At 70.7% G+C, this 24388-nt stretch carries 26 protein-coding genes and 1 tRNA gene; 14 read left to right on the top strand and 13 right to left on the bottom strand.

What is annotated here, in order from left to right; translation table 11 throughout:
- The first annotated feature begins 142 nt into the window (after positions 1–142).
- Entirely contained in the window at positions 143–994 is an 852-nt protein-coding gene (locus UW392_RS19530; RefSeq protein WP_320776318.1) for an SUKH-4 family immunity protein, read from the top strand.
- A 16-nt stretch (positions 995–1010) separates the two neighbouring features.
- Here the strand turns inward: UW392_RS19530 and UW392_RS19525 are convergent, their stop codons facing one another.
- The gene (locus UW392_RS19525) at positions 1011–1328 is read right to left on the bottom strand and encodes a hypothetical protein (protein WP_320776317.1); all 318 of its coding nucleotides are present in this window, start codon (positions 1326–1328) and stop codon (positions 1011–1013) included.
- Between the two features lie 437 nt (positions 1329–1765).
- Here UW392_RS19525 and UW392_RS19520 point away from each other — a divergent pair, with 437 nt between their 5' ends.
- The gene (locus UW392_RS19520; protein WP_320776316.1) at positions 1766–1993 is read left to right on the top strand and encodes a GntR family transcriptional regulator; all 228 of its coding nucleotides are present in this window, start codon (positions 1766–1768) and stop codon (positions 1991–1993) included.
- Between the two features lie 61 nt (positions 1994–2054).
- On the opposite strand, the gene UW392_RS19515 is transcribed toward UW392_RS19520, so the two are convergent.
- Positions 2055–2327 carry a hypothetical protein gene (locus UW392_RS19515; protein WP_320776315.1) on the bottom strand — a complete coding sequence of 91 codons (273 nt, stop codon included), beginning with the start codon at positions 2325–2327 and terminating at the stop codon, positions 2055–2057.
- Positions 2328–2464: 137 nt separating this feature from the next.
- On the opposite strand from UW392_RS19515, the gene UW392_RS19510 reads away from it, so the two are divergent.
- The 3 genes from UW392_RS19510 to UW392_RS19500 all read left to right on the top strand — a co-directional run bounded on the left by UW392_RS19510 (position 2465) and on the right by UW392_RS19500 (position 5776).
- Positions 2465–3319: an alpha/beta hydrolase gene (locus UW392_RS19510; RefSeq protein WP_320776314.1), complete on the top strand. Its 855-nt coding sequence runs from the start codon at positions 2465–2467 to the stop codon at positions 3317–3319.
- Between the two features lie 437 nt (positions 3320–3756).
- On the top strand, positions 3757–3960 hold the full coding sequence (locus tag UW392_RS19505) for a cold-shock protein (protein WP_006143946.1): 204 nt from the start codon (positions 3757–3759) through the stop codon (positions 3958–3960).
- Between the two features lie 313 nt (positions 3961–4273).
- A complete protein-coding gene (locus UW392_RS19500; RefSeq protein ID WP_320776313.1) occupies positions 4274–5776 on the top strand; it encodes a DEAD/DEAH box helicase in 1503 nt (500 codons plus the stop codon).
- 133 nt (positions 5777–5909) lie between these two features.
- Here UW392_RS19500 and UW392_RS19495 read toward each other — a convergent pair whose 3' ends face one another.
- Positions 5910–6281: a MerR family transcriptional regulator gene (locus UW392_RS19495; RefSeq protein WP_320776312.1), complete on the bottom strand. Its 372-nt coding sequence runs from the start codon at positions 6279–6281 to the stop codon at positions 5910–5912.
- Positions 6282–6944: 663 nt separating this feature from the next.
- On the bottom strand, positions 6945–7817 hold the full coding sequence (locus UW392_RS19490; RefSeq protein WP_320776311.1) for an alpha/beta hydrolase: 873 nt from the start codon (positions 7815–7817) through the stop codon (positions 6945–6947).
- A 171-nt stretch (positions 7818–7988) separates the two neighbouring features.
- On the opposite strand from UW392_RS19490, the gene UW392_RS19485 reads away from it, so the two are divergent.
- Complete coding sequence (locus tag UW392_RS19485; RefSeq protein WP_320776310.1) at positions 7989–8507, top strand: CGNR zinc finger domain-containing protein; 519 nt, start codon at positions 7989–7991, stop codon at positions 8505–8507.
- Positions 8508–8724: 217 nt separating this feature from the next.
- Here UW392_RS19485 and UW392_RS19480 read toward each other — a convergent pair whose 3' ends face one another.
- The 3 genes from UW392_RS19480 to UW392_RS19470 all read right to left on the bottom strand — a co-directional run bounded on the left by UW392_RS19480 (position 8725) and on the right by UW392_RS19470 (position 11169).
- The gene (locus UW392_RS19480; protein ID WP_320776309.1) at positions 8725–9867 is read right to left on the bottom strand and encodes a glycerol dehydrogenase; all 1143 of its coding nucleotides are present in this window, start codon (positions 9865–9867) and stop codon (positions 8725–8727) included.
- 247 nt (positions 9868–10114) lie between these two features.
- A complete protein-coding gene (locus UW392_RS19475) occupies positions 10115–10969 on the bottom strand; it encodes a helix-turn-helix domain-containing protein (protein WP_320776308.1) in 855 nt (284 codons plus the stop codon).
- 128 nt (positions 10970–11097) lie between these two features.
- Positions 11098–11169: transfer RNA gene (locus UW392_RS19470), tRNA-Cys, on the bottom strand.
- A 242-nt stretch (positions 11170–11411) separates the two neighbouring features.
- On the opposite strand from UW392_RS19470, the gene UW392_RS19465 reads away from it, so the two are divergent.
- The 5 genes from UW392_RS19465 to UW392_RS19445 all read left to right on the top strand — a co-directional run bounded on the left by UW392_RS19465 (position 11412) and on the right by UW392_RS19445 (position 16484).
- Positions 11412–12947, top strand: a complete 1536-nt coding sequence (locus tag UW392_RS19465; protein WP_320776307.1) for an MFS transporter — start codon at positions 11412–11414, stop codon at positions 12945–12947.
- A 32-nt stretch (positions 12948–12979) separates the two neighbouring features.
- Positions 12980–13177 carry a hypothetical protein gene (locus tag UW392_RS19460; RefSeq protein WP_320776306.1) on the top strand — a complete coding sequence of 66 codons (198 nt, stop codon included), beginning with the start codon at positions 12980–12982 and terminating at the stop codon, positions 13175–13177.
- On the top strand, positions 13177–13545 hold the full coding sequence (locus UW392_RS19455) for a type II toxin-antitoxin system death-on-curing family toxin (protein ID WP_320776305.1): 369 nt from the start codon (positions 13177–13179) through the stop codon (positions 13543–13545). Before UW392_RS19460 ends, UW392_RS19455 begins: the two co-directional genes overlap by 1 nt.
- A gap of 136 nt (positions 13546–13681) precedes the next feature.
- Positions 13682–15481, top strand: coding sequence for a DEAD/DEAH box helicase (locus UW392_RS19450; RefSeq protein ID WP_320776304.1), 1800 nt, complete (start codon positions 13682–13684; stop codon positions 15479–15481).
- A gap of 361 nt (positions 15482–15842) precedes the next feature.
- Positions 15843–16484: an IclR family transcriptional regulator gene (locus tag UW392_RS19445; RefSeq protein WP_320776303.1), complete on the top strand. Its 642-nt coding sequence runs from the start codon at positions 15843–15845 to the stop codon at positions 16482–16484.
- A 27-nt stretch (positions 16485–16511) separates the two neighbouring features.
- On the opposite strand, the gene UW392_RS19440 is transcribed toward UW392_RS19445, so the two are convergent.
- Positions 16512–17345, bottom strand: a complete 834-nt coding sequence (locus tag UW392_RS19440) for an alpha/beta hydrolase (RefSeq protein WP_320776302.1) — start codon at positions 17343–17345, stop codon at positions 16512–16514.
- A 57-nt stretch (positions 17346–17402) separates the two neighbouring features.
- On the opposite strand from UW392_RS19440, the gene UW392_RS19435 reads away from it, so the two are divergent.
- Together UW392_RS19435 and UW392_RS19430 are read left to right on the top strand one after the other, a co-directional pair.
- On the top strand, positions 17403–17879 hold the full coding sequence (locus tag UW392_RS19435; RefSeq protein ID WP_320776301.1) for a MarR family winged helix-turn-helix transcriptional regulator: 477 nt from the start codon (positions 17403–17405) through the stop codon (positions 17877–17879).
- A gap of 76 nt (positions 17880–17955) precedes the next feature.
- The gene (locus UW392_RS19430) at positions 17956–18756 is read left to right on the top strand and encodes a S16 family serine protease (RefSeq protein ID WP_320776300.1); all 801 of its coding nucleotides are present in this window, start codon (positions 17956–17958) and stop codon (positions 18754–18756) included.
- A gap of 42 nt (positions 18757–18798) precedes the next feature.
- Here the strand turns inward: UW392_RS19430 and UW392_RS19425 are convergent, their stop codons facing one another.
- The 5 genes from UW392_RS19425 to UW392_RS19405 all read right to left on the bottom strand — a co-directional run bounded on the left by UW392_RS19425 (position 18799) and on the right by UW392_RS19405 (position 23038).
- The gene (locus UW392_RS19425; protein WP_320776355.1) at positions 18799–19689 is read right to left on the bottom strand and encodes a glycine betaine ABC transporter substrate-binding protein; all 891 of its coding nucleotides are present in this window, start codon (positions 19687–19689) and stop codon (positions 18799–18801) included.
- Between the two features lie 83 nt (positions 19690–19772).
- On the bottom strand, positions 19773–20543 hold the full coding sequence (locus tag UW392_RS19420; RefSeq protein WP_320776354.1) for an ABC transporter permease: 771 nt from the start codon (positions 20541–20543) through the stop codon (positions 19773–19775).
- A gap of 83 nt (positions 20544–20626) precedes the next feature.
- Entirely contained in the window at positions 20627–21889 is a 1263-nt protein-coding gene (locus UW392_RS19415) for a betaine/proline/choline family ABC transporter ATP-binding protein (protein WP_320776299.1), read from the bottom strand.
- The gene (locus UW392_RS19410) at positions 21882–22529 is read right to left on the bottom strand and encodes an ABC transporter permease (protein WP_320776298.1); all 648 of its coding nucleotides are present in this window, start codon (positions 22527–22529) and stop codon (positions 21882–21884) included. Before UW392_RS19410 ends, UW392_RS19415 begins: the two co-directional genes overlap by 8 nt.
- A gap of 38 nt (positions 22530–22567) precedes the next feature.
- The gene (locus UW392_RS19405; RefSeq protein ID WP_320776353.1) at positions 22568–23038 is read right to left on the bottom strand and encodes an Lrp/AsnC family transcriptional regulator; all 471 of its coding nucleotides are present in this window, start codon (positions 23036–23038) and stop codon (positions 22568–22570) included.
- Between the two features lie 135 nt (positions 23039–23173).
- On the opposite strand from UW392_RS19405, the gene hppD reads away from it, so the two are divergent.
- Positions 23174–24319, top strand: a complete 1146-nt coding sequence (gene hppD, locus UW392_RS19400) for a 4-hydroxyphenylpyruvate dioxygenase (protein WP_320776297.1) — start codon at positions 23174–23176, stop codon at positions 24317–24319.
- Positions 24320–24388 lie beyond the last annotated feature (69 nt).

Genomic DNA, 24388 nt, shown 5'->3' with positions numbered 1-24388 from the left:
CGGCGTGCCCGACCCGAAATTCCACGGCGTTGTCAGTGGGGCAGCGTAAGGTTTCCGGTCAGTGGTCAATGGGAACTGCCGCGCGGACGACGCGAGTTCCCGACCGATGCCGGGGGAAGCACGACGGGTGTACGGGGGCGCGATGGAGACGACGGGCATGACGGGTACGACGACGGTGGGCGGTGGAGCGCCCGTACCGGGCGCGGCGTGGACCGGTATCCGGCTGCGACGGGCCGTGGAGCTGGTGACCGAGGCCGGGGGCCTCGCCCGCAGGCTGCGGGACCAACTGGTGCTCGGCTCGCTCTGCACGCTGGACAGGGACCTGGAGGCGATCGTCACCGACGGCACCGTGCACCGCGCCCGGACAGTCCTGTCCTCGCCGACTCCCTCCCTGGAAGCCCTGCTGCGGTTAGCGTCGGCCGCCGATGACCTGGCCGAAGGGTCGGCCCGGCTCCTCGCGGGCGGCGCCACCGGCGCCCTCGCCCGCATCGGGCGCCCCGGCGCTGACCTGGCCTCGAACCTGCCGGCCCGGCTGCCGACCGGCGCACCGCGCGCCGACCGGACCGTCCGCTTCCCGCGCTTCCTGCGCTTCGAGGACCTGGACCTCCCCTCGACCCTCACCCACGTCCCGACACGCCGCTTCCTCACGGAGACCGGCCTTCCCGAGGACGGCTTCCTGTTCCAGCTGGACACGGAAGTGGCCCTGCCGACCCTCCCCGAGTACTACGCGGAGGAGCACTGGGACCAGCACACAGTGGCCGAACTGCCCAGCCGGGCGGCCCACCTGATCCGCCTCGGCCACCTGTCGCACACCACCCACCTGGTCCTCGACGGCACCACCGGCGCGGTCCTCTGCTGGAGCGAGCCCGACCGCGCGCTGCGCCCCCTCGACACGGACCTCCCCATGCTGGTGTTCACCGTCCGGCTGATGCACTGCGACCAGGTGCTCAGCTCCGTCGTCTGCGACCCGGTCACCTGCGACACGCACCAGTGACGCCCACTTGGTGTAGCTAGCCGGCTCCCGGTGCGTACGCGGGGACCCGTCGGCCCCGGCTCTCGGCGACGTTGAGCACGTCCGTCAGCGACTCGCAGAGACGGCGGCAGACGAACCGCAGCTCACCGGTGGTGAGTCCGGCCGCCTCCTCGACCATCGCCCGCGCCAGGCCCAGCACCACAGCTGCCGCTTCGATCTGCTGCTCCTCGACGTCGTCCGCCAGCAGGGCGAGCGGAGTGGCGGTGCCGTCCGTGACGAGATGAGCGGGCTTGCCCTCCGGGCCGGGCCAGGGGAGGAGGCGGAGGTGTGTGGAGGTCTGCTGCTGAGGATTCATACCGCCGCCTCCCGCAGCGCACCGAACCCGACCGCTTGCTCGTACCACAGGAGGTAGGGCCGTACGGCGGGGAGGCCGTCGGCCCAGATGTCGTCGTGCACGCAGTACGGGGAGCGCGGGACCGGAAGCGGGGTGCGTCGAGGCTGGGGAGGGCACACGTGCCGTTGCGCCGGGGACAGCGAGTTGTTCCGTGCGCGGTGCCTGCCGGTCGAGGGCAAGAGCCATGCGAGAAGGAGAGTCAGTAGAGTTCGCACTTGTCGGTCACTCCTGAGGTGATCGGCCGTGCCCCGGGAGGTCTAGCCACCTCGCCGGGGTTTCGTCCGTCACGCACCTGGGTGCGTGCTGGTCGTTGCGCTCACAGGGTACGCGTAATCGCGATACCGCACTACCGCACTACCGCGGTATCACAATCTCGTGTAAGCGCGGACACTCGTTCCATGGATCTCGATCGCTCCGTGCCGGTATGGCCCCAGCTGGCAGACGAACTGCGCAGGCGACTGGATGCCGGGATGTACCCGACCGGCGAGCGATTCCCAGGCACCGTGGACATCGCCGCCGAGTTCCGGGTGAGCCAGTCCACTGCCCAGAAGGCCGTGGTCGCCCTCCGCAAAGAAGGGCGTCTGTACACGGTGCTCGGTCAGGGCTCGTTCGTCGCCGAGGCGTAGGGGCGAGCGGCAGATTCGCTGTCACCAGCTCGAAAAGCCAGGCGCATCACCGCTCCGGACTTCAGCCAACTGGGGACGCGCATGCGAGGAGTGGTCCGGCTGCCTTGCTCCACGACTCGCCTCGCGCAAGGGCGGCTGCCCCTTCAGTGCGAAGGGCTTCGACGACGGGCCCGATGAATGTCGCCCGGAAGTGCCGCTTCGCCCTCGGGGGCATGCTGCTCGCGTCGACCACGGCCCCCACCTTGGCTTCGAGGGCGGCCGCGCCCTCGTCCGCGGTCGCGCCTGTCCACTCGTCCACGTGCTCGGCTATGAGCGCCCAAGAGATCTTGATCATGACCCGGATCGTATGACCAACGGCGTACCGACTGGGGCAAGCGCACCACCCTGGCCGTCCTGTTCCGCGGGCGGAACCCGGGGAAGCAGTTGGTACGTGTGCAGCCCCGCACGCACGCCATCGAGAGGAGCGGCCCCGTGAGTGAATGGCAGCTGTCCGAGACGTTCCGCAGCACGTCGGGCGGAGTGCGTTGGGGGAGTCTCGGGGAACCCGGGCAGGATCCGGTCGTGCTGCTGCACGGCACGCCCTTCTCCTCGTACGTCTGGCGGGCTGTCGCCCGTGCGCTCGCCCGGCACCACCAGGTGTTCGTGTGGGACATGCCCGGTTACGGGGAGTCGGAGAAGTTCGACGGCCAGGACGTCTCCCTGGCCGTGCAGGGGCGAATCTTCACCGAGCTCCTGGCGCACTGGGGGCTGGACGAACCGCTGGTGGTCGCCCACGACTTCGGTGGTGCCGTCGCCCTGCGGGCGCATCTGCTGCACGGGGCGCGCTACCGCGCGCTCGCGCTGGTCGACCCGGTCGCACTGGCCCCGTGGGGTACCTCGTTCTTCCGGCTCGTCGAAGAACACTCCGGGGTGTTCGACCAGCTGCCGCCCGCCCTGCACCAGGCCCTGGTGCGTGAGTACGTGGGCTCGGCCAGCAGCCGCGGTCTGCACCCCGCCGTCCTCGACCGACTCGTCCGGCCCTGGCTCGGCGGCCAGGGACAGACGGCCTTCTACCGGCAGATCGCGCAGGCCGACCGGCTCTACACCGACGAAGTGCAGGACCGGTACGGCGAGATCGGCATCCCGACGCTGGTGTGCTGGGGCCAGGAGGACACCTGGATCCCCGCGGTGAAGGGACAGGAGCTCGCCGACCGGATCCCGGACGCGCGGTTCGAACCGATCGCCGGTGCGGGCCACCTCGTACAGGAGGACGCGCCCGCCGAGCTCACCGCCGCCCTCATGGCGTTCCTGGCGTCGGTGCCGGGGGCGGGGGCGGCGCCGAGGTGAGCGGACGTGCCTTGTCGGCGGTGCGGGCCGGCCCGCCGTCGCGAACAGCGGCACCCGTGAGTGAACGGCAGCCGCCCGGGGCGTTTCGCAGCGCAGCCCGTGAGGTCAATTGCGGCTGACGGCTCCGCTTTTTCGGACGTTGCACTTCCGAGTCGGCCAATATCTGTGTTCGCGGGATGAGAGTTCAACGGTCCGCGCAGTAAGAGTGTCTGCCGTGGGGAGCGGGAAGGGAGATATCGGCCGACGAGGGTCGTTGCGGCGTGCTACTGTCGATCTCAGTTGCAGTTTTGGTTCCCAGACTTCAAGCGCCTCCACTCGGCTCCTGCCGGCGGGAGCGTCGTTGTGCTTCCGGTCGTTTTCCGGACGGGGTAATCATCGCGGCGACACGGTGTCCGTGCTCTGCGGATTCCGATGTACTGCCCCAAAGGAGATATGACATGGCTACCGGTACCGTGAAGTGGTTCAACTCGGAAAAGGGCTTCGGCTTCATCGAGCAGGACGGTGGCGGCCCCGACGTGTTCGCCCACTACTCGAACATCGCCGCCCAGGGCTTCCGTGAGCTGCTCGAAGGCCAGAAGGTGTCCTTCGACATCGCGCAGGGCCAGAAGGGCCCGACGGCCGAGAACATCGTTCCGGCCTGACGCTGACGCGCACTCTGCAGCTGGGACCCGCATCCTTCGGGGTGCGGGTCCCAGCTGTACGCGTTTTCCGCGTAGACGGTCTCATCGGCGGGACGGCGCGAGGATAATTCGCTCGCGTTCCCATCGCGCCATCGCGCCATCGCGCCACCGAATTGAGTACCGCAGCACTGACGTCCGCGTGAGTTTCCGTCGGACGCATGTGCTTTCTTTTTCCATCGGTCCATACATGTGTTTCCCTGTGTTGCTCATCGCTGAGGGATTCCTTGATATGCGCCGCATCGCCGCATCGCCGCCGCATCGAGGAAGGTTCCGTATGAACCGCACACGCAGGAACGACCGCTCCGCCCGCACCCGTAACGGCAGTGGCGCCGCCGCTGGAAAGGGTGGCAGCCGCTTCGGCGCGCCGGCACCGCGCCGTTCCGGCGGGCCGGCCCGTTCCGGCGGCCATGGCCGGCGGCCCGCCGCGGCGCAGGGTGAGTTCGCGCTCCCCAGGACGATCACTCCTGCGCTGCCCGCCGTCGAGGGATTCGCCGAGCTCGGCATGCCCGAGCAGTTGCTGGCCGAACTCGGCAGGCAGGGCGTGAGCGCACCGTTCCCGATCCAGGGCGCGACGCTGCCCAACTCCCTGGTGGGCCGAGACGTCCTGGGGCGCGGGCGCACCGGTTCCGGCAAGACCCTCGCCTTCGGTCTCGCTCTGCTCGCCCGCACCGCCGGACAGCGTGCCGAGCCCCGCCAGCCGCTCGGTCTGATCCTCGTACCGACGCGCGAACTGGCGCAGCAGGTGACGGATGCGCTCACTCCGTACGCCCGCTCCGTCAGGCTGCGGATGGCCACCGTGGTGGGCGGGATGTCGATCGGCAAGCAGGCCGGCGTACTGCGGGGCGGGGCCGAGGTCGTCGTCGCGACCCCGGGCCGGCTCAAGGACCTCATCGACCGTGGCGACTGCCGACTGAACCAGGTGGGCATCACGGTGCTGGACGAGGCCGACCAGATGGCTGACATGGGGTTCATGCCGCAGGTCACCGAGCTGCTCGACCAGGTGCGTCCGGAGGGGCAGCGGATGCTGTTCTCCGCCACCCTCGACCGTAACGTCGACCTGCTGGTACGCCGCTACCTGACCGACCCGGTCGTGCATTCGGTCGACCCGTCGGCCGGTGCGGTGACGACGATGGAGCACCACGTCCTGTACGTGCACGGTGCCGACAAGCACGCCGCCACCACGGAGATCGCCGCGCGCGACGGCCGCGTGATCATGTTCCTGGACACCAAGCACGCCGTCGACCGGCTCACCCAGGACCTGCTGAACAGCGGGGTACGGGCCGCCGCGCTGCACGGCGGCAAGTCACAGCCGCAGCGCACCCGTACGCTGGCGCAGTTCAAGAAGGGGCACGTCAGCGTGCTGGTGGCGACCAATGTCGCGGCGCGCGGCATCCACGTCGACCATCTCGACCTCGTCGTCAACGTCGACCCGCCGACCGACCACAAGGACTACCTCCACCGAGGCGGCCGCACCGCTCGCGCCGGCGAGTCCGGCAGCGTCGTCACCCTCGTCACACCGAACCAGCGCCGAGCCATGGACCGCCTCATGTCGGACGCGGGCATCCGGCCGCAGACCACCCAGGTCCGCTCGGGCGACGAGGCGCTGAGCCGGATCACCGGTGCGCAGGCCCCGTCCGGCATCCCGGTGGTCATCAGCGCGCCGGTGACCGAACGCCCCAAGCGCGGGGCCTCCTCCCGAGGCCGAGGCCGACGTCGCCCCGCTCCGGCGGTCCGGCGCGCTCCCGTACGCAAGTCCGTGGGTGACGCGGCGGCCTGAAGCGTGGGGAGTCGTGGAGCTCCTGTGGGAGTTTCTGTCCCCGTCCTCGTATCCGTCCCCCTCCCCGTCCTCGTATCCGTCCCCGTCCTCGTATCCGTCCCCGTCCCCGTCCTCGTATCCGTCCCCGTCCGTATCAGGTCGCGGTGGGCGGGTTCGGCGACTCCGGGTCCCGGTTCGAGTCCGGGTGGGACGACTCCGCGGCGCGGCGGTATTCCTCGTTTATCCGCCGGGCTTCTTCGAGCTGGTCCTCGAGGATGACGATGCGGCAGGCGGCCTCGATGGGGGTGCCCTGGTCGACGAGTTCGCGGGCACGGGCGGCGATGCGCAGCTGGTAGCGGGAGTAGCGGCGGTGGCCGCCGGCGGAGCGGAGCGGGGTGATGAGGCGGGCCTCGCCGATGGCGCGGAGGAAGCCCTGGGTGGTGTTGAGCATCTCGGCTGCCCGGCCCATCGTGTAGGCGGGGTAGTCGTCGTCGTCGAGACGGCCGTACGAGTCGTCTGCTGTCATCGAACCTCTCTCATGGAAACGCGTTGAGGGGCCCGGATGCCGTACTGGCACCCGGGCCCCGAAGGAACTGCTACACCATCTGCCGGCCCTGGTACTGCGCCGGCCCTCTCTGTCCGTCGGCCCGACCGTAATGCTGTCGGGGCTGCGGGGATCGCGGTTGCTCGACCGGAGACCACCTCACTATCGATGTCCTGCGGTACCCGGGCTCGATGACGTACGCCCGGGCGATCCTGATGGCGCTCGGTTCCTCCGTTCTTCCCTCGGTGATCAATTGTGTATTACCGGTGACGCGAACTGCTCATCGGCCTATGACAGCGCCGATTTTCACTGCTCACTTGCCTTCACTGCGGGGTACTGCCACTGCGGTACTGCGTAGGCGGCCCCTGATCACTGCGGGCCACCCGGTCCGGCCGTCAGTCCCGTCGCCGTCCTGCAACAACCCTGGCTTCGAAACTCCACCGCCGCACCGTCCTGCGCACTGCACTTGCGGTACTGCTGCCCGGCAGTTCGTCTCTGCCGGACCCTACGGTCTCTCTGGGCTACGAGAGAAACCATAACCGCGCCGCTGGTCAATGTCTACTGCGGCCGACATAGATTTTCGCGAGTCCGGCGGTGAGGCAATCGGCATCGGGCGGGCGGTGGGGCGGGCGGTGGGGCGGACGCTCAGGCCAGGGCGCGGCCGAGGAAGTCCCGGATGTGCTCGGTGATGACGCCGAGGTGGCTCTCCAGTGCGAAGTGCCCGGCGGACTCGAGCAGGTGGATCTCGGCATCGGGCAGGTCCCGGCGGAACGCCTCGGCGCCGTCCGGACCGAAGATCTCGTCACCCGCTCCCCAGACGGCCAGCAGCGGGACCTGGGAGTCGCGGAAGTACTGGTGGAGGGCCGGGTAGAGGTCCACGTTGGTGGGATAGTCGCGGAACAGTCGGAGCTGGATCTCGTCGTTGCCGGGCCGGGCCAGCAGCGCCAGGTCGTGCGTCCAGGTGTCGGGGCTGACCAGGCTCGGGTCGGCGACTCCGTGCACGTACTGCCAGTGGACGTCCTCGTAGGTCAGGGCCTTGCGCAGGGGCGGCTCGGTGTCCGGTCCGGGTGCCGCGGCGTAGCCGAAGAGGCCGTCCCAGAAGGAGGCGACGAAGCCCTCCTCGTAGGCGTTGCCGTTCTGGGTGATGATCGCGGTGATCCGCTCCGGGTGCTTCAGGGCGAGCCGCCAGGCGATGGGGGCGCCGTAGTCCTGCACGTAGGTCGCGAACCGGCCGATGCCCAGGTGCTGGAGCAGCCCGGAGGTGACCTCGGCGAGGGCGTCGAAGGTGTACGGGAAGTCCTGCGGTGCGGGCATCGCGGACCGGCCGAACCCGATGTGGTCGGGGGCGATCACGTGGTAGCGGTCGGCGAGCGCCGGGATCAGGTGGCGGAACATGTGCGAGCTGGTCGGGAAGCCGTGGAGGAGGACCACCGCGGGCGCGCCCGGGTCACCCGCCTCGCGGTAGAAGACCCGCAGGCCGTTGACGGTGGCGGTGCGGTGGTGGACTGCGGGAATCATGACTCTAACCCCTTCGCTGCGCTTGGATGGTTACGGGGGCAGTCGAGCACGGTGCACCCTAACCGGTCAAGGGGCTGTAACCGGTTAGGCTGCGGATGGGTGTGCTCGTCCCGGGCGGCTCTCGCTCGCGTAACCTGTTACGCACTCCAGTCCGGTTAGGGGATGTCGGTCATGTTCGATCCAGGGCGGCAGGACATGCTGCTGGCGCTTCTCAACACCACACCGGTGATCGACGGAACGGGAGCGGTCCGGGACGAGTTGGCGGATCCCGAAGCGGCCGCGGCGTGGCAGCGGGCGCACGGCGGCAACGGCAGCGGCGAGGAGCGCAGGCACCTCGTGCGGGCGCGCGACGCCCTCCAGGCCGTGGTGGGCGGCGGCCGGCCGGTCGCGTCACTGGCCCCGCTCCTCGAAGGCGTCCGGTACCGACCGCACGTCTCCCCCGAGGGCGTGACCTGGGAACTGGACGCCCCCGCGGAGCGCCGGCTGGCAGTGGAACCGGTCCTCACCTGGTTCGCGTTGCAGGAGGAGAAGCCCGGCCGACTGCGCCCGTGCGCCAACCCGGAGTGCCGCCTGTTCCTCCTCGACCGGAGCAGGACCAACAAGGCCCGGTGGTGCTCCATGGCCGTCTGCGGCAACAGAATGAAGGCCAGGCGGCACTACCAGCGCACCCGCGACGGCGCGGCTGAGTGAGGCCGGCGTGCGGCAGGCGTCTCAGAGCCTGTGCCATATCCCCGGCCGGGCGCGCGACGCCTGGCACGCACGCTCGCCGCGTTACCGAAACGCCCTAATAGCTCCTCCCCCAGGCCTGAACGGCCCGGGGGGACCCCCATTGAGGACGCTCCGGCGCCTTGCGATCGCACGCACCAGACGCCGCGCGCTGATCCGACCGGGGATATGGCACAGGCTCTCAGTGAGCCTCGTGGCGCACCGGGGCGGGGAGGCCGGCGTCGCTGCGGACCCGTACGGCGAGGCGCTCGATGGACTTGAGGGCGCTGACCACGTCCTCGCCGCGGACCTCGAAGGGCATGGAGTGGATCGTCTCGCCCTCGGCCGTGGCGGCGTCCGCGACCTTGGTCAGGGCCGCCTCGTCGTCGACCGTCAGTCCGACCTCGGTGAGGGTGGTGGGCAGGCCGACCCGGGTCGTGAACTCGATGAACTCGCGGATGTCACCGGCCGGCGCGCCCTCCAGGACGAGCTGGGTGAGGGAGCCGATGTTCACCTTCTGGCCGTGCGCCAGGCCGTGGGTGTTCGGGACCGCGGTGAGGCCGTTGTGGATCGCGTGGGCGGCGGCCAGGCCGCCGGACTCGAACCCCAGACCCGACAGCAGCGTGTTGGCCTCGATGACCTTCTCCACGGCGGGGGTCACCGTGTTGTCCTTGACCGCGTCGATCGCGGGGAGCGCGTTCTCCCAGAGGATGTCCCAGCTCAGCTGGGCGAGCGCGGTGCCGGTGAGCGTGGGCAGGCCGCCGGCCATCGTCGCCGAGTTCGACCGTGCGGTGGCGCGGGCCTCCAGCCAGGTGGCGAGGGCGTCCCCCACCCCGGCGACGAGCGTGGAGACGGGCGCGTTGGCGACCACCTGGGAGTCGACCAGGACGAGGTCGGGGTTACGGGGGAAGAACCGGTACTCCTCGAACTCGCCGCCCTCGGTGTAGATGACGGAGAGCGCGCTGCAGGGCGCGTCGGTGGAGGCGACGGTCGGGCAGTTGGCCCAGCGGATCCCGGCGAGGTGGCCGGCGGCCTTGACCGCGTCGATGGTGCTGCCGCCACCCACGGCCACCGCCACATCGGCCCCGGCGGCCTTGATGGCCTCGACGAGCCGGTCCACCTCACCGGCGCTCGGTACTCCCAGGGACCGCTCACGTACGACGGGGAGCCCGGCCGACTTCAGCGAGGCCTCGACGTCGTGCCCGACCAGGCCCCACACCAGGTCGTCGGCGATGATCAGCGGTGTCGACCCGAGCGGCTTCAGGTAGTCACCGAGCTGGTGTATCGCTCCCCTGCCCTGGACGTACCGGCCGGGGCTGATGACGGTACGGAGCGCGCGCGTCATGGAATCTCCTGGTGGTGAGTACGGCTTGTGCGGCTCTTTCGGCTCTTGCATGAGGCGATGCCGCCTGAAGGCTAGGACTCGATTTCCAGGAACGACAAGAATCAGCCGGGCCGGAAAGTCGCGATTCTCAGATTGAGACGAACAAGGGTGGACGGAACAGTGACGGTACGCGCTCAGCTATAGCGTGCGGGCGTTCTCCGGTCGACGCACTTCGGCGCCCCTGCGCGAGCGTCGTTGCGAAGACCGGCTACAGGGACTCCCGCATTTTCCGGATTCCGTAGTACTTGATGCGGCGGTACACGGTCGCCCGGGAAATGCCGAGATCAGCCGCGGCGCCGCCGACATCGCCGCCGGTGCGGGTCAGCGCTTCCTGGATCGCGTCGCGCTCCAGCGTCTCGATGCGCGTCAGTCGGTGCTTCAGTCGGTCGCAGCCGTGGCCCGCTCCGGATCGGCCGGTGAACTGCGCCTCGATGTTCATCGCCGTCTGCGCGGCAAGGGCCGGCAGCAGGTCATCGGGGGTGCTCGACCAGACGGTCAGGCTGAGCGCTCCCACGATCCTCCCGTCGACGGGATCGTGAATCGGCGCTCCGGCGCATGTGTAGTCACGCAACGACGAATTGTAATGATCCTGGGAGGCCACGAGTGACACCCGGTCGTCCGCGAGGGCGAGACCGAAGCCGTTCGTCCCGACGGCTTCCTCCGAATAGGTGGCGCCCGGCGTCAGGGTGACGTCGTCCAGTGCTTTCACGAATGCCGGATCGTCGCATTCCCGGCTGAGAACGAGACCGGACCGGTCCGACAGCAGGATGGCTATCGGCTCGTTGGCGAGGGTCGACCTCAAAGCCGCCAGCACCGGTGACGCGCAGCGAACCAGTGGCGACTCGTCATCTATGTCGGCGCGGAAAGGAACGCGGAGGAGGTCGACCGCGAGACCGCGTTCCGCGCAGCGGGTCCAGGAGGCGCGGATGCGTTCCTGACGGCGGGGTGGCTCGTCGGCCGTGTGCCATGAGTCCGGCGGCGTGGGCGGGAGCGCGTCGAGGGTCACCGTGCCGCCTTTCCGGGACATCACATGCCGAGCCGTCGCAAACATGTGCAGGTACATGTTACTGAGGGGCCGGGCTGTGCTGTCGCCGCCTTCCCGCCGCCTGACCAGGCCAAACGAAAGGGTGGCACCCCAGGAGGGGCGCCACCCTTCTCGGCCGGGACGGAGCCGAGGCGAAGCCGATGCGGAGGCCGTGGCGGGAATCGAACCCACGTAACTCGCTTTGCAGGCGAGCCCCTGAACCACTCGGGCACACGGCCGGGCCGGGAGCGGAAGCGGTCGACCGCTCCGAACTCGATGACTCGACGGTAGGCGGGGCCGTGCGGCGGCTCAAGGACTCCGGGCGGCGTGCAATGCGACTGCCACACGCCGTTCATGAACGGGGAGCGGAGTGAGCGGGGGGCGAGCGTGGGACGAGCCCGCAGTCGTAGGACCAAGGTCCCGCGGGAACGGCGACCTCCGACAGGAGTCAACGCCGTCAGCGACCCTTACCCTGACGTCCATGAGCACCCGTGAACCACGTGACACAGACGTCGCGGACAAGGCGGACAAGGCGGACAAGGCGAACGAGGCGAACGAGGTGAACGAGGCGAACGAGGCTGAAGCGGCCGAACCCGCGCCCGTCCCCACCGTCACCACCACCGAGCGTGAGGGTGTGCTCGGCCGTTCCTACCGTGCCCTCAGCATCGGCATCGTCTCCGTCGTGCTGCTGATCGCCTTCGAGGCGACGGCCGTGGGGACGGCGATGCCGGTGGCGGCGCGGGAGTTGGACGGGGTGTCGCTGTACGCGTTCGCGTTCTCGGGGTACTTCACGACGAGCCTGTTCGGGATGGTGCTCGCCGGGCAGTGGTCGGACCGGAAGGGGCCGCTCGGGTCCCTGGCGACCGGGATCGCCGCCTTCGGGGTGGGGCTGCTGCTGTCCGGGACCGCCTCGGTGATGTGGATGTTCATCCTCGGCCGGGCCGTGCAGGGGCTCGGCGGCGGACTGGTGATCGTCGCGCTGTACGTGGTCGTGGGGCGGGCCTACCCGCCGAAGCTCCAGCCGGCGATCATGGCGGCGTTCGCGGCGTGCTGGGTGCTGCCGTCCGTGATCGGCCCGCTCGCCGCGGGCGCGGTGACCGAGCACCTGGGCTGGCGGTGGGTGTTCCTCGGCATCCCGGTACTGGTGCTGCTGCCGCTGGGGCTCGCGCTGCCGCAGATACGGCGGCTGGCCTCCGGGCCGCCCGACGGCGCCGTGCCCGCCCCCTTCGACCGGCGCCGCATCCGTCTCGCGTTCGCGATCTCGATCGGCGCGGCGCTGCTCCAGTACGCCGCGCAGGACCTGCGGTGGCTGTCGGTCGTGCCGCTCGTGGCGGGTGCCGCGCTGCTCGTCCCTGCGGTGCTGGGGCTGCTGCCGCGCGGCACCTACCGGGCGGCGCGCGGGCTGCCCTCCGTGGTGCTGCTGCGCGGGGTGGCGGCCGGGTCGTTCATCGCGGCCGAGTCCTTCGTACCGCTGATGCTGGTCACCCAGCGGGGGCTGTCGCCGACGCTCGCCGGGCTGTCGCTGGCGGCCGGCGGGGCCACCTGGGCGCTGGGCTCGTACGTGCAGTCGCGGCCGCGCGTGGAGCCGTACCGGGAGCGGCTGATGACGGCCGGGATGGTGCTGGTCGCCGCGGCGATCGCCACCGCGCCGAGCGTGCTCATCGAGGCGGTGCCGGTCTGGACCGTGGCCGTGGCCTGGGGCTTCGGCTGCCTCGGGATGGGGCTCGTGATCTCCTCCACGAGCGTGCTGCTGCTCAAGCTCTCCGCGCCGGAGCAGGCGGGCAACAACTCCGCCGCGCTGCAGATCTCCGACGGGCTGTCCAACGTGCTGCTCCTCGCCGCGGGCGGCGCCGCCTTCGCCGCCCTCGGGGGCGGCGCGGCGGGCCACGCGGTGACCACGGCCGACGCCGCGACGGGTTCCCACCCGGCGGCCTTCGCGGCGGTGTTCCTGCCGATGGCGGTGGTGGCGCTGGTGGGGGCGTGGGTGACCACTAGGGTGCGGGCGGTATCCCGCTGACACCAGGTGGTACCGGACGGTACCGTTGAAGTATGGCCGGACTGAACCTGCGATTCACGGACGAGGAACTGGACGCGCTGCGCGAGCGCGCGGCAGCGGAGGGGCGCAGCATGCAGACCTTCGCGCACGACGCGGTGATGGCAGCCATAAACGAACACTCGCGGCTGTTCGACGAAGCGGCCGACCACGTGCTGAAGGTCAGCGCCGAGCTGAACAAGAGGCTCGCCTGATGCACTACCTCGCGCTGCCCCAGCTGCTGAACCTGACCGAGCGGCTGGGGGTGGCCGAGGTGCGCGACTACGGGCTCCTGGACTCGGCACTCGCCCGCCCGCAGTCGAGCGTGTTCGGACAGGACGCCTATCCGGACGTGTGGCAGAAGGCTGCGGCCTTGATGGAGTCCCTCGCCCGCAACCACGCCCTCGTCGACGGGAACAAGCGCATCGCCTGGTACGCGACCTGGGTCTTCCTGCACCTGAACGGGCATCCCCTGGACGCCGGCTTCGATGTGGACGAGGCCGAGACATTCGTGCTGGACGTCTGCCAGGGGGCCCTGGACGTACCCAAGATCGCCGCCCAGCTCCCGCGCTTCGCGCGCTGACCGCGTCCCCGTGTGAGGTGGATCCCATCCACCTCACACCCCGCGTCGTTCACGCCGGACCGTCTCCCCGGCGCCGGTAGGGTGGCCCGGTTGTCATACGTGACCGAGCCGCTCTACCCCCATAGACCCGGAGACCGTGACTACCACCGCCCCCAGCACCCCGACATCGCACCACCTCTCTCCCGCCTTCCCCGGCCGCGCTCCCTGGGGCACCGCCGGCAAGCTGCGTGCCTGGCAGCAGGGGGCGATGGAGAGGTACATCCAGCAGCAGCCGCGTGACTTCCTCGCCGTGGCCACGCCCGGCGCCGGCAAGACGACCTTCGCGCTGACGCTGGCCTCCTGGCTGCTGCACCACCACGTCGTGCAGCAGGTGACCGTGGTCGCACCGACCGAGCACCTGAAGAAGCAGTGGGCGGAGGCCGCCGCGCGGGTGGGGATCAAGCTGGACCCCGAGTACAGCGCGGGGCCGCTCGGCCGGGAGTACCACGGCGTCGCCGTGACGTACGCGGGCGTCGGCGTGCGGCCCATGCTGCACCGCAACCGCGTCGAGCAGCGCAAGACCCTCGTCATCCTGGACGAGATCCACCACGCCGGTGACTCGAAGTCGTGGGGTGAGGCGTGTCTCGAAGCATTCGAGCCCGCCACCCGCCGGCTCGCCCTCACGGGTACGCCCTTCCGGTCGGACACCAACCCGATCCCCTTCGTGGCGTACGAGGAGGGGTCCGACGGGATCCGGCGGTCCTCCGCCGACTACACGTACGGCTATGGGTCCGCCCTCGCCGACAACGTCGTCCGGCCGGTCATCTTCCTCTCCTACAGCGGCAACATGCGCTGGCGCACCAAGGCGGGCGACGAGATCGAGGCCCGGCTCGGCGAGCCCATGACCAAGGACGCCATCAGCCAGGCCTGGCGTACGGCGCTGGATCCGCGGGGCGAGTGGATGTCCAGCGTGCTGCGCGCCGCCGACCAGCGGCTGACCGAGGTCAGGAAGGCCATCCCGGACGCGGGGGCGCTCGTCATCGCCTCCGACCAGGACTCGGCGCGCGCGTACGCCAAGCTGATCCGGGAGATCACCGGGCACGGTGCGACCCTGGTGCTGTCGGACGACAGCGGGGCCTCCGACCGCATCGACCAGTTCAGTGCCGGCGACGACCGGTGGATGGTCGCGGTCCGCATGGTGTCCGAGGGCGTCGACGTGCCGCGGCTCGCGGTCGGGGTGTACGCCACCACCATCTCCACGCCGCTCTTCTTCGCCCAGGCCGTCGGCCGTTTCGTACGGTCCCGGCGGCGCGGCGAGACGGCCTCCGTCTTCCTGCCGACCGTGCCGGACCTGCTCTCCTTCGCCAACGAGATGGAGCGGGAGCGGGACCACGTCCTCGACAAGCCCAAGAAGGGCGGCGAGGAGGACCCGTACGCGGAGGAGGAGAAGCTCCTCAAGGAGGCCGAGCGGGAGCAGGACGAGGACACCGGCGACCAGGACATGCTGCCCTTCGAGGCGCTGGAGTCCGACGCCGTCTTCGACCGGGTGATGTACAACGGCGCCGAGTTCGGCATGCAGGCGCACCCGGGCAGCGAGGAGGAGCAGGACTACCTCGGCATCCCGGGGCTGCTGGAGCCCGACCAGGTGCAGCTGCTGCTGCAGAAGCGGCAGGCCCGCCAGATCGCCCACAGCAAGAAGAAGCCCGACTCCGAGGCCGACCTGGTGGAGCTGCCGGCCGAGCGGCGGCCCGTCGTCACCCACAAGGAGCTGCTGGAGCTGCGCAAGAAGCTGAACACCATGGTCAGCGCGTACTCGCACCAGTCGGGCAAGCCGCACGGGGTCATCCACAACGAGGTGCGCCGGGTGTGCGGTGGACCGCCGAGCGCGGAGGCCACGGCGGGTCAGCTGAGCCAGCGCATCGCCAAGGTGCAGGAGTGGGCGACCCGGATGCGGTGACGGTGACGCCCGCGGAGGCGTGGGGGCGTGCGAGAGCGCGTGAGGCGTGTGAGGGCGCGTGGTGCTTGTGTCGAGCACCGCGCGCCCTGTCGTATACCGGGACGAACGGCAGTGATCCGTACGGTGGTGTGACCGGATTCTGGACGGAGACTTCCGCTGAGCGGACCCACTCGCTACTGTCACCACACGCTTACGCCCCGTGGCAGCGCCGCCGCGGAGCCCAGCCGTGAAGCGACTCCGCCCGGGGAGCACCGAGTCCGGGTTCAGCCGACCGGCGGCCTTCGAAGCGCGTCGCCGACGGGACCGGCGGTGCATCCGCCGCGACGGAGGCCGCCGCCCTCACCACGAAGGAGTGGGCGTCGTGACCGCGGAGACCTCCCAGACCCTCGACAGGGGACTGCGCGTCCTGAAACTGCTCGCCGACACCGACCACGGCCTGACCGTGACCGAGCTGTCCCACCGGCTCGGCGTCAACCGGACCGTCGTGTACCGGCTGCTGGCCACCCTGGAACAGCACGCACTCGTCCGCCGTGACCTGGGCGGCCGGGCCCGGGTCGGCCTCGGTGTCCTGCGGCTGGGCCGCCAGGTGCACCCCCTGGTCCGGGAGGCCGCGCTGCCGGCGCTGCGGTCGCTGGCCGAGGACATCGGGGCGACGGCGCACCTCACCCTCGTCGACGGCGCCGACGCGCTGGCCGTCGCGGTCGTCGAGCCGACCTGGACCGACTACCACGTGGCCTACCGCCCCGGCTTCCGCCACCCCCTGGACCGGGGCGCCGCCGGCCGCGCCATCCTCGAGGCCCGGCGGCAGCCGGTCGCCGAGCCCGGCTACACGCTCACCCAGGGCGAGCTGGAGGCGGGGGCCAGCGGGGCCGCCGCCCCCCTGCTGGGGGTGACCGGCGTCGAGGGCAGTGTCGGCGTGGTCATGCTGGCGGACGCCGTACCGGAGCGGGTGGGCCCGCGCGTGGTCGACGCGGCGAAGGAAGTCGCCGAGGCGCTGCGCTGAGCCGGGCGGCCCGCCCTCTCCGGCCCCTCACGCGTCGAGCGACGCCAGCCACTCCAGCAGCACCGCGTTGAACGCCTCCGGCCGCTCCATGTGCGGATAGTGGCCGGTGTCCGGCAGCGTCACCGTACGGCTCTCGCCCGCGACCGTGGCCACCAGGCGCTCCGCGTTGCCGATGAGGTCGGCCGCGTCGAGGGCCCCGTTGACGGCGAGGACGGGGACCGTGATGCCCGCGGCCCTGGCCCAGGTGTCGGTCACGGGGACGGTCCAGTCGGTCTCACCGGCGGTGTGCTTGGAGATCGTGCCCCACGCCATCTCCCGCACCTTCCGCACGATGTCGGGATCGACGTCGTCGAGCGCGCGGTGCGGACCGGATACGGCGAGCGCGAACGCGTCGAGCCAGCCCTCGACGTCACCGGCCGCCATGGCGCGGGCCCACCGGGCGTTGAGCTCCAGCGTCCAGGGGTGCGAGTACTCGGGTTCGTGGGTCCCCGCGCCACTGACGACGAGCGCGCGCACGAGATCGGGGTGCTCCAGCGCGGTGTCGACCGCGGTGCCGGCTCCCATCGACACGCCGACCAGGACCGCGGGGCCGACGTCCAGGTGGCGCAGCAGCGCGGCCAGGTCGTCCGTCGGCCGGAACGGCTTGCTCGCGTTGGCGGACCGGCCGTGCCCGCGCGCGTCCGGCGCGATCACGCGGTGGTCCCGGGCGAACACGGGGATCTGGGCGTCCCACGCGCGGTGGTCGACGAAGCCGCTGTGCAGCAGTACGAGCGGTGGGCCCTCCCCGGTGTCGCGGTAGGCGAGGGGGCCGTCGTGGGAGGCGAACGTGTGCGTCTCGGAGTGAGCGGCATCCAGTGTCATGACAACCAAGGTGTCATCAGTCCCCCGACTTGGCAACCAAGGTGTCATCCTGTTCCGGTGAGTACCGACCAGGACGCCCCCCTCCCGCCCGACGACCTCGCTCCCCGCCTGTACGAGGTGTTCGCCGTGCTCGGCCCCCTGTACCGGCGCGTGACGCGCAAAGTGGAGCTCAATGAACCGCTCGAGGGCTTGTCGGTCGGCGTGCGCGCCGTTCTGGACCTCCTGCGCACGCACGGGCCGATGACCGTCCCGCAGATGGGCCGCGCCCAGGCGATCAGCCGGCAGTTCGTGCAGCGCATGGTGAACGAGGCGGCGGCCCACGACTTCGTGGAGGCCGTCCCCAACCCCGCGCACCAGCGGTCCTCGCTGATCCGGCTGACCGGCGCAGGGCGCACGGCCATCGACACGGTGATCGCCCGCGAGAGCGCGCTGCTCAAGAAGGTGGACGGCGACCTGACCGGCGCGGACGTGGACACCTGCATAAGGGTGCTGACACGGATGCTGGACGCCTTCGCGGACGTGGACGTGAACTGACCGGATCCGCGGGCCGCCCGGCCCCGTGGCACGACCGGCAGGCGGCGGCCGGTCGCCCGCGCGTTAGATTGACCCCGTGATCTCTCGTCTCTCCCGGCTTCCCCGCTCCCGGGCCGTCGCCGTCTGCGCCGCGCCGGTCGTGGCCCTGCTCGCCGCTGCCGCGTTCGCGCCACTGCCGTTCTCCCTGGCGCAGCCCGGCCTGACGGCGGATGTCCTGGGCGAGAAGAAGGGCGCCCCGGTGATCACCATCGACGGCGCGGCGACCCGGGAGACGAGCGGGCAGCTGCGGATGACGACGATCGAGGCGACCGGGTACGAGGCGCGCGTGGGCCTCACCGACGTGCTCGACGGCTGGTTCCGCACGGACCGGGCGGTAATGCCGCGCGACTCGGTCTACCCGAGCGGCGGCGACGCCGAGGAGATCGCGCGGTACAACCAGGCGGAGATGAAGGAGTCCCAGGACCTGGCGACCCGGGCGGCGCTCTCGTACCTGGGCGAGGACGGTGACGACGTCGAGGTCACCCTGGAGATGTCCGACGTCGGCGGCCCCAGCGCCGGCCTGCTCTTCGCGCTCGGCATCATCGACAAGCTGGACGGCGACGGCCGCGGCGGCGACCTCACCGGCGGCCGTGTCATCGCCGGCACGGGGACGATCGACACCGACGGCACCGTCGGCCCGGTCGGCGGGGTGCCCCTCAAGACCCAGGCCGCGCGCCGGGACGGCGCCACCGTGTTCCTGGTCCCGCGGGCGGAGTGCTCGGACGCGCAGTCCAACCTCCCCGACGGGCTGCGCCTCATCCCGGTGACGACCCTGAAGGGCGCCGTCAGCTCACTGGTGGCCCTGGAGAAGGGCGAGGGGTCGGTCCCCAGCTGCTGAGCGGCCGTTCCCTCCGGGCGGGCCCCGCACGGAGCACCGCCCTCAGTCCTCCTCCACTACGAACCCCTGTTCCACCATCCACTCCAGCGCCACCTGATGCGGATCCTGGCCGTCCACGTCCACCCGGGCGTTCAGCGTCCGGGCCACGTCGTTGTCGAGCTTCCTGGTGATGGGGGCCAGCACCTCGGCCACCTCCGGATGCCGCCGGTACGTGTCGGAGTTGATCATGGGGGTCGCGTTGTAGTTGGGGAAGAACTTCCTGTCGTCCTCCATCACCACCAGGTCCATCGAGCTGATGCGCCCGTCCGTGGTGTACACCTCCCCGTAGGTGCAGCTGCCCTTCGACGCCTGGGTGTAGACGATGCCGGTGTCCATCTGCGTACGGTTCCCGGCGGGCAGCCGCATCCCGTACGCCTCCTGCATGCCCGGCAGCCCGTCCGCGCGGTTGGCGAACTCGCTCTCCACGCACAGGGTCACGGCTCCGGGGTCCGACCTGCTGAGCGCGGCCACGTCGGAGAGCGTGCGCGTGCCGTACTTCTCGGCGTTGGCCTTGTTCATGGCGAGGGCGTAGGTGTTGTTGAGGGCGGCCGGCTCCAGCCAGGTCAGGCCCTCCTTCGCGTCCGCGTCGCGCACCGCCTCCCACTGCCGGCGCGGGTCGGTGAGGGGTTCGCTGTGGCCCAGGTAGGTGATCCACGCCGTGCCCGTGTACTCGTACATGGCGTCCGCGTCCCCGGTCCGCACGGCCTCCCGCGCGCCGATCGACCCCTGGATGCCCGTACGGTCCAGGACGTCCGCGCCGGCCGCCTGGAACGCGATGCCCATGATCGCGCCGAGTACCAGGCTCTCGGTGAAAGACTTCGACGTCACCGTCAGAGCGGCGCCCTTCAGCGGTTCGCCCCGTCCGACGGTGCCCGGTCGTACGTCGTCCGTCATCGGGGACCCGCTGTGCAGCCCGCACCCGGCCGCCAGGACCACCGACGCCGTGACGGCGACGGCGGACCGTACGCACCCCCGCCTCACGAGCCCGCCTCCAGACCCCGGGGCCGCAGCAGCACCTCGGCCAGCGAGGCCAGCCAGTCCACCAGCAGCGCCAGGGCGACCGTGAGGATCGAGCCGAGCACCAGGACGGGCATGCGCTGGTTGGTGATCCCGGTGGTGATCAGCACGCCGAGTCCGCCGCCCCCGCCGAACGTGGCCAGCGTCGCCGTGCCCACGTTCAGCACGAGCGCGGTGCGCACGCCCGCGAGGATGAGCGGTACGGCGAGGGGGAGCTCGATCCGGGTCAGCACACCGAACGGGGACATGCCGATGCCACGGGCGGCCTCCAGCAGGGTGGGTTCGTTGGCCTTCAGCCCGGCGATGGTGTTGGAGAGCACCGGCAGGACCGCGTAGGCGATGATGCCGATCAGGGCCGCCAGGCGTCCCGTACCGAGCCAGATGACCAGCAGGGACAGCAGGCCGATCGCCGGGGCCGCCTGGCCCGTGTTGGCGAGCGCCATCGCCACCGGGGTGGCCCGGCGGAAGGCCGGGCGGGTGAGCAGCACGCCCAGCGGGATCGCGATGACCAGCACGAAGACGGTGGAGATCACGGTCAGCTCGACGTGCTGGCGCAGTGCCTTCGCCACCTGGCCGCCCGAGAGCGCGTTGCGGGAGATCGGGTCCAGATCCGCCTGCCGGAACCACAGCCAGGTGACGAGGAGCAGCACCACCAGCACCGCGGGCAGCAGGGTCAGCTTCTGCCAGGTGACCCGGCGCGGACGGACGGCGGGCGGTCCGACGTCACGCACGTCGGCCTCCTCGGCCGACGTGTCCTCCGGGGCGCCGTCGCCCCGGTCGTCGAGCTCCTCGGCGCGCCTGGTCCCGGGGCCCCTCACGCCCTCTCCTCCCCGTCGGTCGAGCCCTCCTGCTCCGTGTGCGTCTGCTGGGCCCTCGCCTCCTCCAGGTCGTGCTGGTGGGCCAGCGCGTCGAGCCGGTCGGCCTCCAGCAGTTCGTGCACCGAGTTCATCAGCGTCTCCATGTCGACCACGCCCGTGTACTCGCCGCGCCGCCCCGTCACCGCCACCCGCCCCGTGGCGTCGGTGAGCACCGCCTCCAGCGCGTCGTGCAGCGTGGCGTCCCGGGTCACCGTGTCGTGCACCAGCGTCCCCGCCCGCGCCAGCGAACCGCGGGCGCGCATCAGGTCACCGCGCCGCAGCCACTTGTAGGGGCGGCCCCGCTTGTCCAGCAGCAGGATCTCGTTGGTGCCGCTGCCGCGGAGCCTGCCGAAGATCTCCTGCAGGGGGTCGTCCACGGTCACCGTCGGGTAGTCGGTGATCTCGACCTCGCCGACCCGGGTGAGGTTGAGCCGTTTCAGGGCGGCGCCCGCGCCCACGAAACCGGACACGAAGTCGTCCGCCGGGTTGGTGAGGATCGCCTCGGGGGTGTCGAACTGCGCGATGTGCGACCGCTCCCGCAGGACGGCGATCCGGTCGCCCAGCTTGATCGCCTCGTCGAAGTCGTGGGTGACGAACACGATCGTCTTGTGCAGCTCGCGCTGGAGCCGGATCAGCTCGTCCTGGAGGTGGTCGCGGGTGATCGGGTCCACCGCGCCGAACGGCTCGTCCATCAGCAGCACCGGCGGATCGGCGGCGAGCGCCCGGGCCACGCCCACGCGTTGCTGCTGGCCGCCGGAGAGCTGGCGCGGGTAGCGGCCGCGGAACTCCGCCGCGTCCAGTCCGACCAGGTCCAGCATCTCCTCGATCCGGTCCCTGATCCGTGCCTTCGGCCAGCCCAGCATCCTCGGCACCTGGGCGATGTTCTGGGCGACCGTCATGTGCGGGAACAGCCCGGACGACTGGATGGCGTACCCGATCTTCCGGCGCAGCCGCACCGGGTCCATGTCGGTGACGTCCTCGCCGTTGATGCGGATGCGGCCGCTCGACGGCTCGATCAGCCGGTTGATCATCTTCAGGGTGGTGGACTTGCCGCAGCCGGACGGGCCGACGAAGATCACCGTCTCCCCGGCCCTGATCTCCATGTTCACGCAGTCGACGGACGGCTGCGCGCTGCCCGGATACCGCTTGGTGAGGTTCTCCAGCTCGATGGTGGCGCCGGTGGGGGAGTCCTCCCCGGGGGGCGCGGACGTCTCAGACACGGGTCCCCCTCGGGATGGTCAGCCGCCCGACGAGCACATAGACGGCGTCGAACAGCAGCGCGAGGACGACGATCCCGAGCGTGCCGGCGAGCACCTGGTTGAGCGCGTTGCTGCTGCCGAGCGAGCCGAGACCGCGGAAGATCTCGTTGCCGAGGCCGGGCCCGGAGGCGTACGCGGCGATCGCGGCGATGCCCATCAGCATCTGCGTGGAGATCCGGATGCCGGTGAGGATCGGCGGCCAGGCCAGCGGCAGCTCCACCCGCACCAGCCGGGCGAGCCGCGACATCCCGATGCCCGTCGCCGCGTCGACCAGCGAGGGGTCGACCCCGCGCAGGCCCACGATGCAGTTCCGCACGATGGGCAGCAGCCCGTACAGGGTCAGCGCGACGACGGTCGGCGGTACGCCCAGGCCCACCACCGGGATCAGCAGACCGATCATGGCCAGCGACGGAACGGTGAGGATGACCGACGTACCGGTCGTGGCCAGCCCCGACGCCCAGCCGCTGCGGTAGGTGACGACCCCGATCAGCACCCCGATCACGGTCGCCAGGACCATGCACTGGAAGACCGCGCTGGCGTGTTGGTACGCGTCCATCAGAAGCTGCTCGTGCCGGTTGCCCAGGTAGTCCCAGAAGTTCACGCGGTCACCTCCGGTCTCGGGCAGGCCGAACACGAGTGCTAGGGCTCCCGGGCCGCCTGTTCCACCAGCGGGATGATCCGCAGCGGGACGGGGTTCTCCATGACGATCGCGGTGGCGGCCCGGACGATCCCATCGAAACCGACGACCCGGTCGATCACCCGCTGGAGATCCGCGTTCGAACGGGCCACCAGCCGGCACAGCATGTCCCCGCTGCCGGTCGTCGTGTGCAGCTCCAGCACCTCCGGCACGGTCGCCAAGTGCTCCCGCACGTCCGGCCCTTGGCCCTGCCGGATCTCCAGCGTCGCGAACGCCGTCACCGGGTAGCCCAGGGCCGCCGGCTCCACCTGCGGACCGAATCCGCGGATGACGCCATTCGACTGAAGCCGCTCCAGCCGGGCCTGCGCCGTGCCCCGCGCCACCCCGAGCCGCCGGGACATCTCCAGGACGCCGATCCGCGGCTCCCGGGCCAGCAGCACGATGATCCGTCCGTCCAGACGATCGATCCCCACGGCAGCCTCCGCGTCGTCCTCAGTGGTGGTCATCCTGTACAGAAAGCCCGGCGGAACGCGCCCTCCGCCGTACACAGTGCCCAGCGATCACGCGAACTATTGCGCACCTTGCGCGGGCCGGGCGAGGCTTCACGTATGACGCAGACCACAGACCACACTCCCGACACCGCACGGCAGGCAGACCCCTTCCCGGTCAAGGGAATGGACGCGGTCGTCTTCGCCGTGGGCAACGCCAAGCAGGCCGCGCACTACTACTCCACCGCCTTCGGCATGCGGCTGGTCGCCTACTCCGGACCGGAGAACGGCAGCCGCGAGACCGCGTCCTACGTGCTGGAGAACGGCTCCGCGCGCTTCGTGTTCACCTCCGTCGTCAAGCCCGCCACCGACCGGGGCCACTTCCTCGCCGACCACGTGGCCGCGCACGGCGACGGCGTCGTCGACCTCGCCATCGAGGTGCCCGACGCGCGCGCCGCCTTCGCCTACGCGGTCGAGCACGGCGCCCGCCCGGTCACCGAGCCGTACGAGATCAAGGACGAGCACGGCACCGTCGTCCTGGCCGCGATAGCCACGTACGGGAAGACCCGCCACACCCTCGTCGAACGCACCGGCTACGACGGCCCCTACCTGCCGGGCTACGCCGCCGCCGACCCGATCGTCGAGCCGCCCGCCCACCGCACCTTCCAGGCCGTCGACCACTGCGTGGGCAACGTCGAGCTCGGCCGGATGAACGAATGGGTCGGGTTCTACAACAAGGTCATGGGCTTCACGAACATGAAGGAGTTCGTGGGCGACGACATCGCCACCGAGTACAGCGCGCTGATGTCCAAGGTCGTCGCCGACGGCACCCTCAAGGTCAAGTTCCCCATCAACGAGCCCGCCGTCGGCAAGAAGAAGTCGCAGATCGACGAGTACCTCGAGTTCTACGGCGGCGCCGGCGTCCAGCACATCGCCCTGAACACGAACGACATCGTGCGGACGGTACGCACCATGCGCGCGGCCGGCGTCGAGTTCCTGGACACGCCCGACTCGTACTACGACACGCTGGGGGAGTGGGCCGGTGAGACGCGGGTGCCGGTGGAGACCCTGCGCGAGCTGAAGATCCTGGTGGACCGGGACGAGGACGGCTACCTGCTCCAGATCTTCACCAAGCCGGTCCAGGACCGGCCGACCGTCTTCTTCGAGATGATCGAACGGCACGGTTCCATGGGCTTCGGCAAGGGCAACTTCAAGGCGCTGTTCGAGGCGATCGAGAGGGAACAGGCCAAGCGGGGCAACCTGTAGGACCTGGTCACGCCCTGGCCGGTGCGTGGCGCGCGGACCCACGGAACCTGACGCCCGTGGGTCCGCGCG

The organism is Streptomyces sp. CRN 30 (assembly GCF_034105845.1).
Note: the sequence above shows the minus strand (reverse complement) of the source record. Positions and strands in the feature narration are given on the sequence as shown.

Excerpts from the sequence above, each read along its gene's own strand:
- UW392_RS19530 (WP_320776318.1), top strand. The coding sequence starts at position 143 with ATGGAGACGACGGGCATGACGGGTACGACGACGGTGGGCGGTGGAGCG.
- UW392_RS19525 (WP_320776317.1), bottom strand. The coding sequence starts at position 1,328 with ATGAATCCTCAGCAGCAGACCTCCACACACCTCCGCCTCCTCCCCTGG.
- UW392_RS19520 (WP_320776316.1), top strand. The coding sequence starts at position 1,766 with ATGGATCTCGATCGCTCCGTGCCGGTATGGCCCCAGCTGGCAGACGAA.
- UW392_RS19515 (WP_320776315.1), bottom strand. The coding sequence starts at position 2,327 with ATGATCAAGATCTCTTGGGCGCTCATAGCCGAGCACGTGGACGAGTGG.
- UW392_RS19505 (WP_006143946.1), top strand. The coding sequence starts at position 3,757 with ATGGCTACCGGTACCGTGAAGTGGTTCAACTCGGAAAAGGGCTTCGGC.
- UW392_RS19500 (WP_320776313.1), top strand. The coding sequence starts at position 4,274 with ATGAACCGCACACGCAGGAACGACCGCTCCGCCCGCACCCGTAACGGC.
- UW392_RS19495 (WP_320776312.1), bottom strand. The coding sequence starts at position 6,281 with ATGACAGCAGACGACTCGTACGGCCGTCTCGACGACGACGACTACCCC.
- UW392_RS19490 (WP_320776311.1), bottom strand. The coding sequence starts at position 7,817 with ATGATTCCCGCAGTCCACCACCGCACCGCCACCGTCAACGGCCTGCGG.
- UW392_RS19485 (WP_320776310.1), top strand. The coding sequence starts at position 7,989 with ATGTTCGATCCAGGGCGGCAGGACATGCTGCTGGCGCTTCTCAACACC.
- UW392_RS19480 (WP_320776309.1), bottom strand. The coding sequence starts at position 9,867 with ATGACGCGCGCGCTCCGTACCGTCATCAGCCCCGGCCGGTACGTCCAG.
- UW392_RS19475 (WP_320776308.1), bottom strand. The coding sequence starts at position 10,969 with ATGTACCTGCACATGTTTGCGACGGCTCGGCATGTGATGTCCCGGAAA.
- UW392_RS19465 (WP_320776307.1), top strand. The coding sequence starts at position 11,412 with ATGAGCACCCGTGAACCACGTGACACAGACGTCGCGGACAAGGCGGAC.
- UW392_RS19460 (WP_320776306.1), top strand. The coding sequence starts at position 12,980 with ATGGCCGGACTGAACCTGCGATTCACGGACGAGGAACTGGACGCGCTG.
- UW392_RS19455 (WP_320776305.1), top strand. The coding sequence starts at position 13,177 with ATGCACTACCTCGCGCTGCCCCAGCTGCTGAACCTGACCGAGCGGCTG.
- UW392_RS19440 (WP_320776302.1), bottom strand. The coding sequence starts at position 17,345 with ATGACACTGGATGCCGCTCACTCCGAGACGCACACGTTCGCCTCCCAC.
- UW392_RS19425 (WP_320776355.1), bottom strand. The coding sequence starts at position 19,689 with ATGACGGACGACGTACGACCGGGCACCGTCGGACGGGGCGAACCGCTG.
- hppD (WP_320776297.1), top strand. The coding sequence starts at position 23,174 with ATGACGCAGACCACAGACCACACTCCCGACACCGCACGGCAGGCAGAC.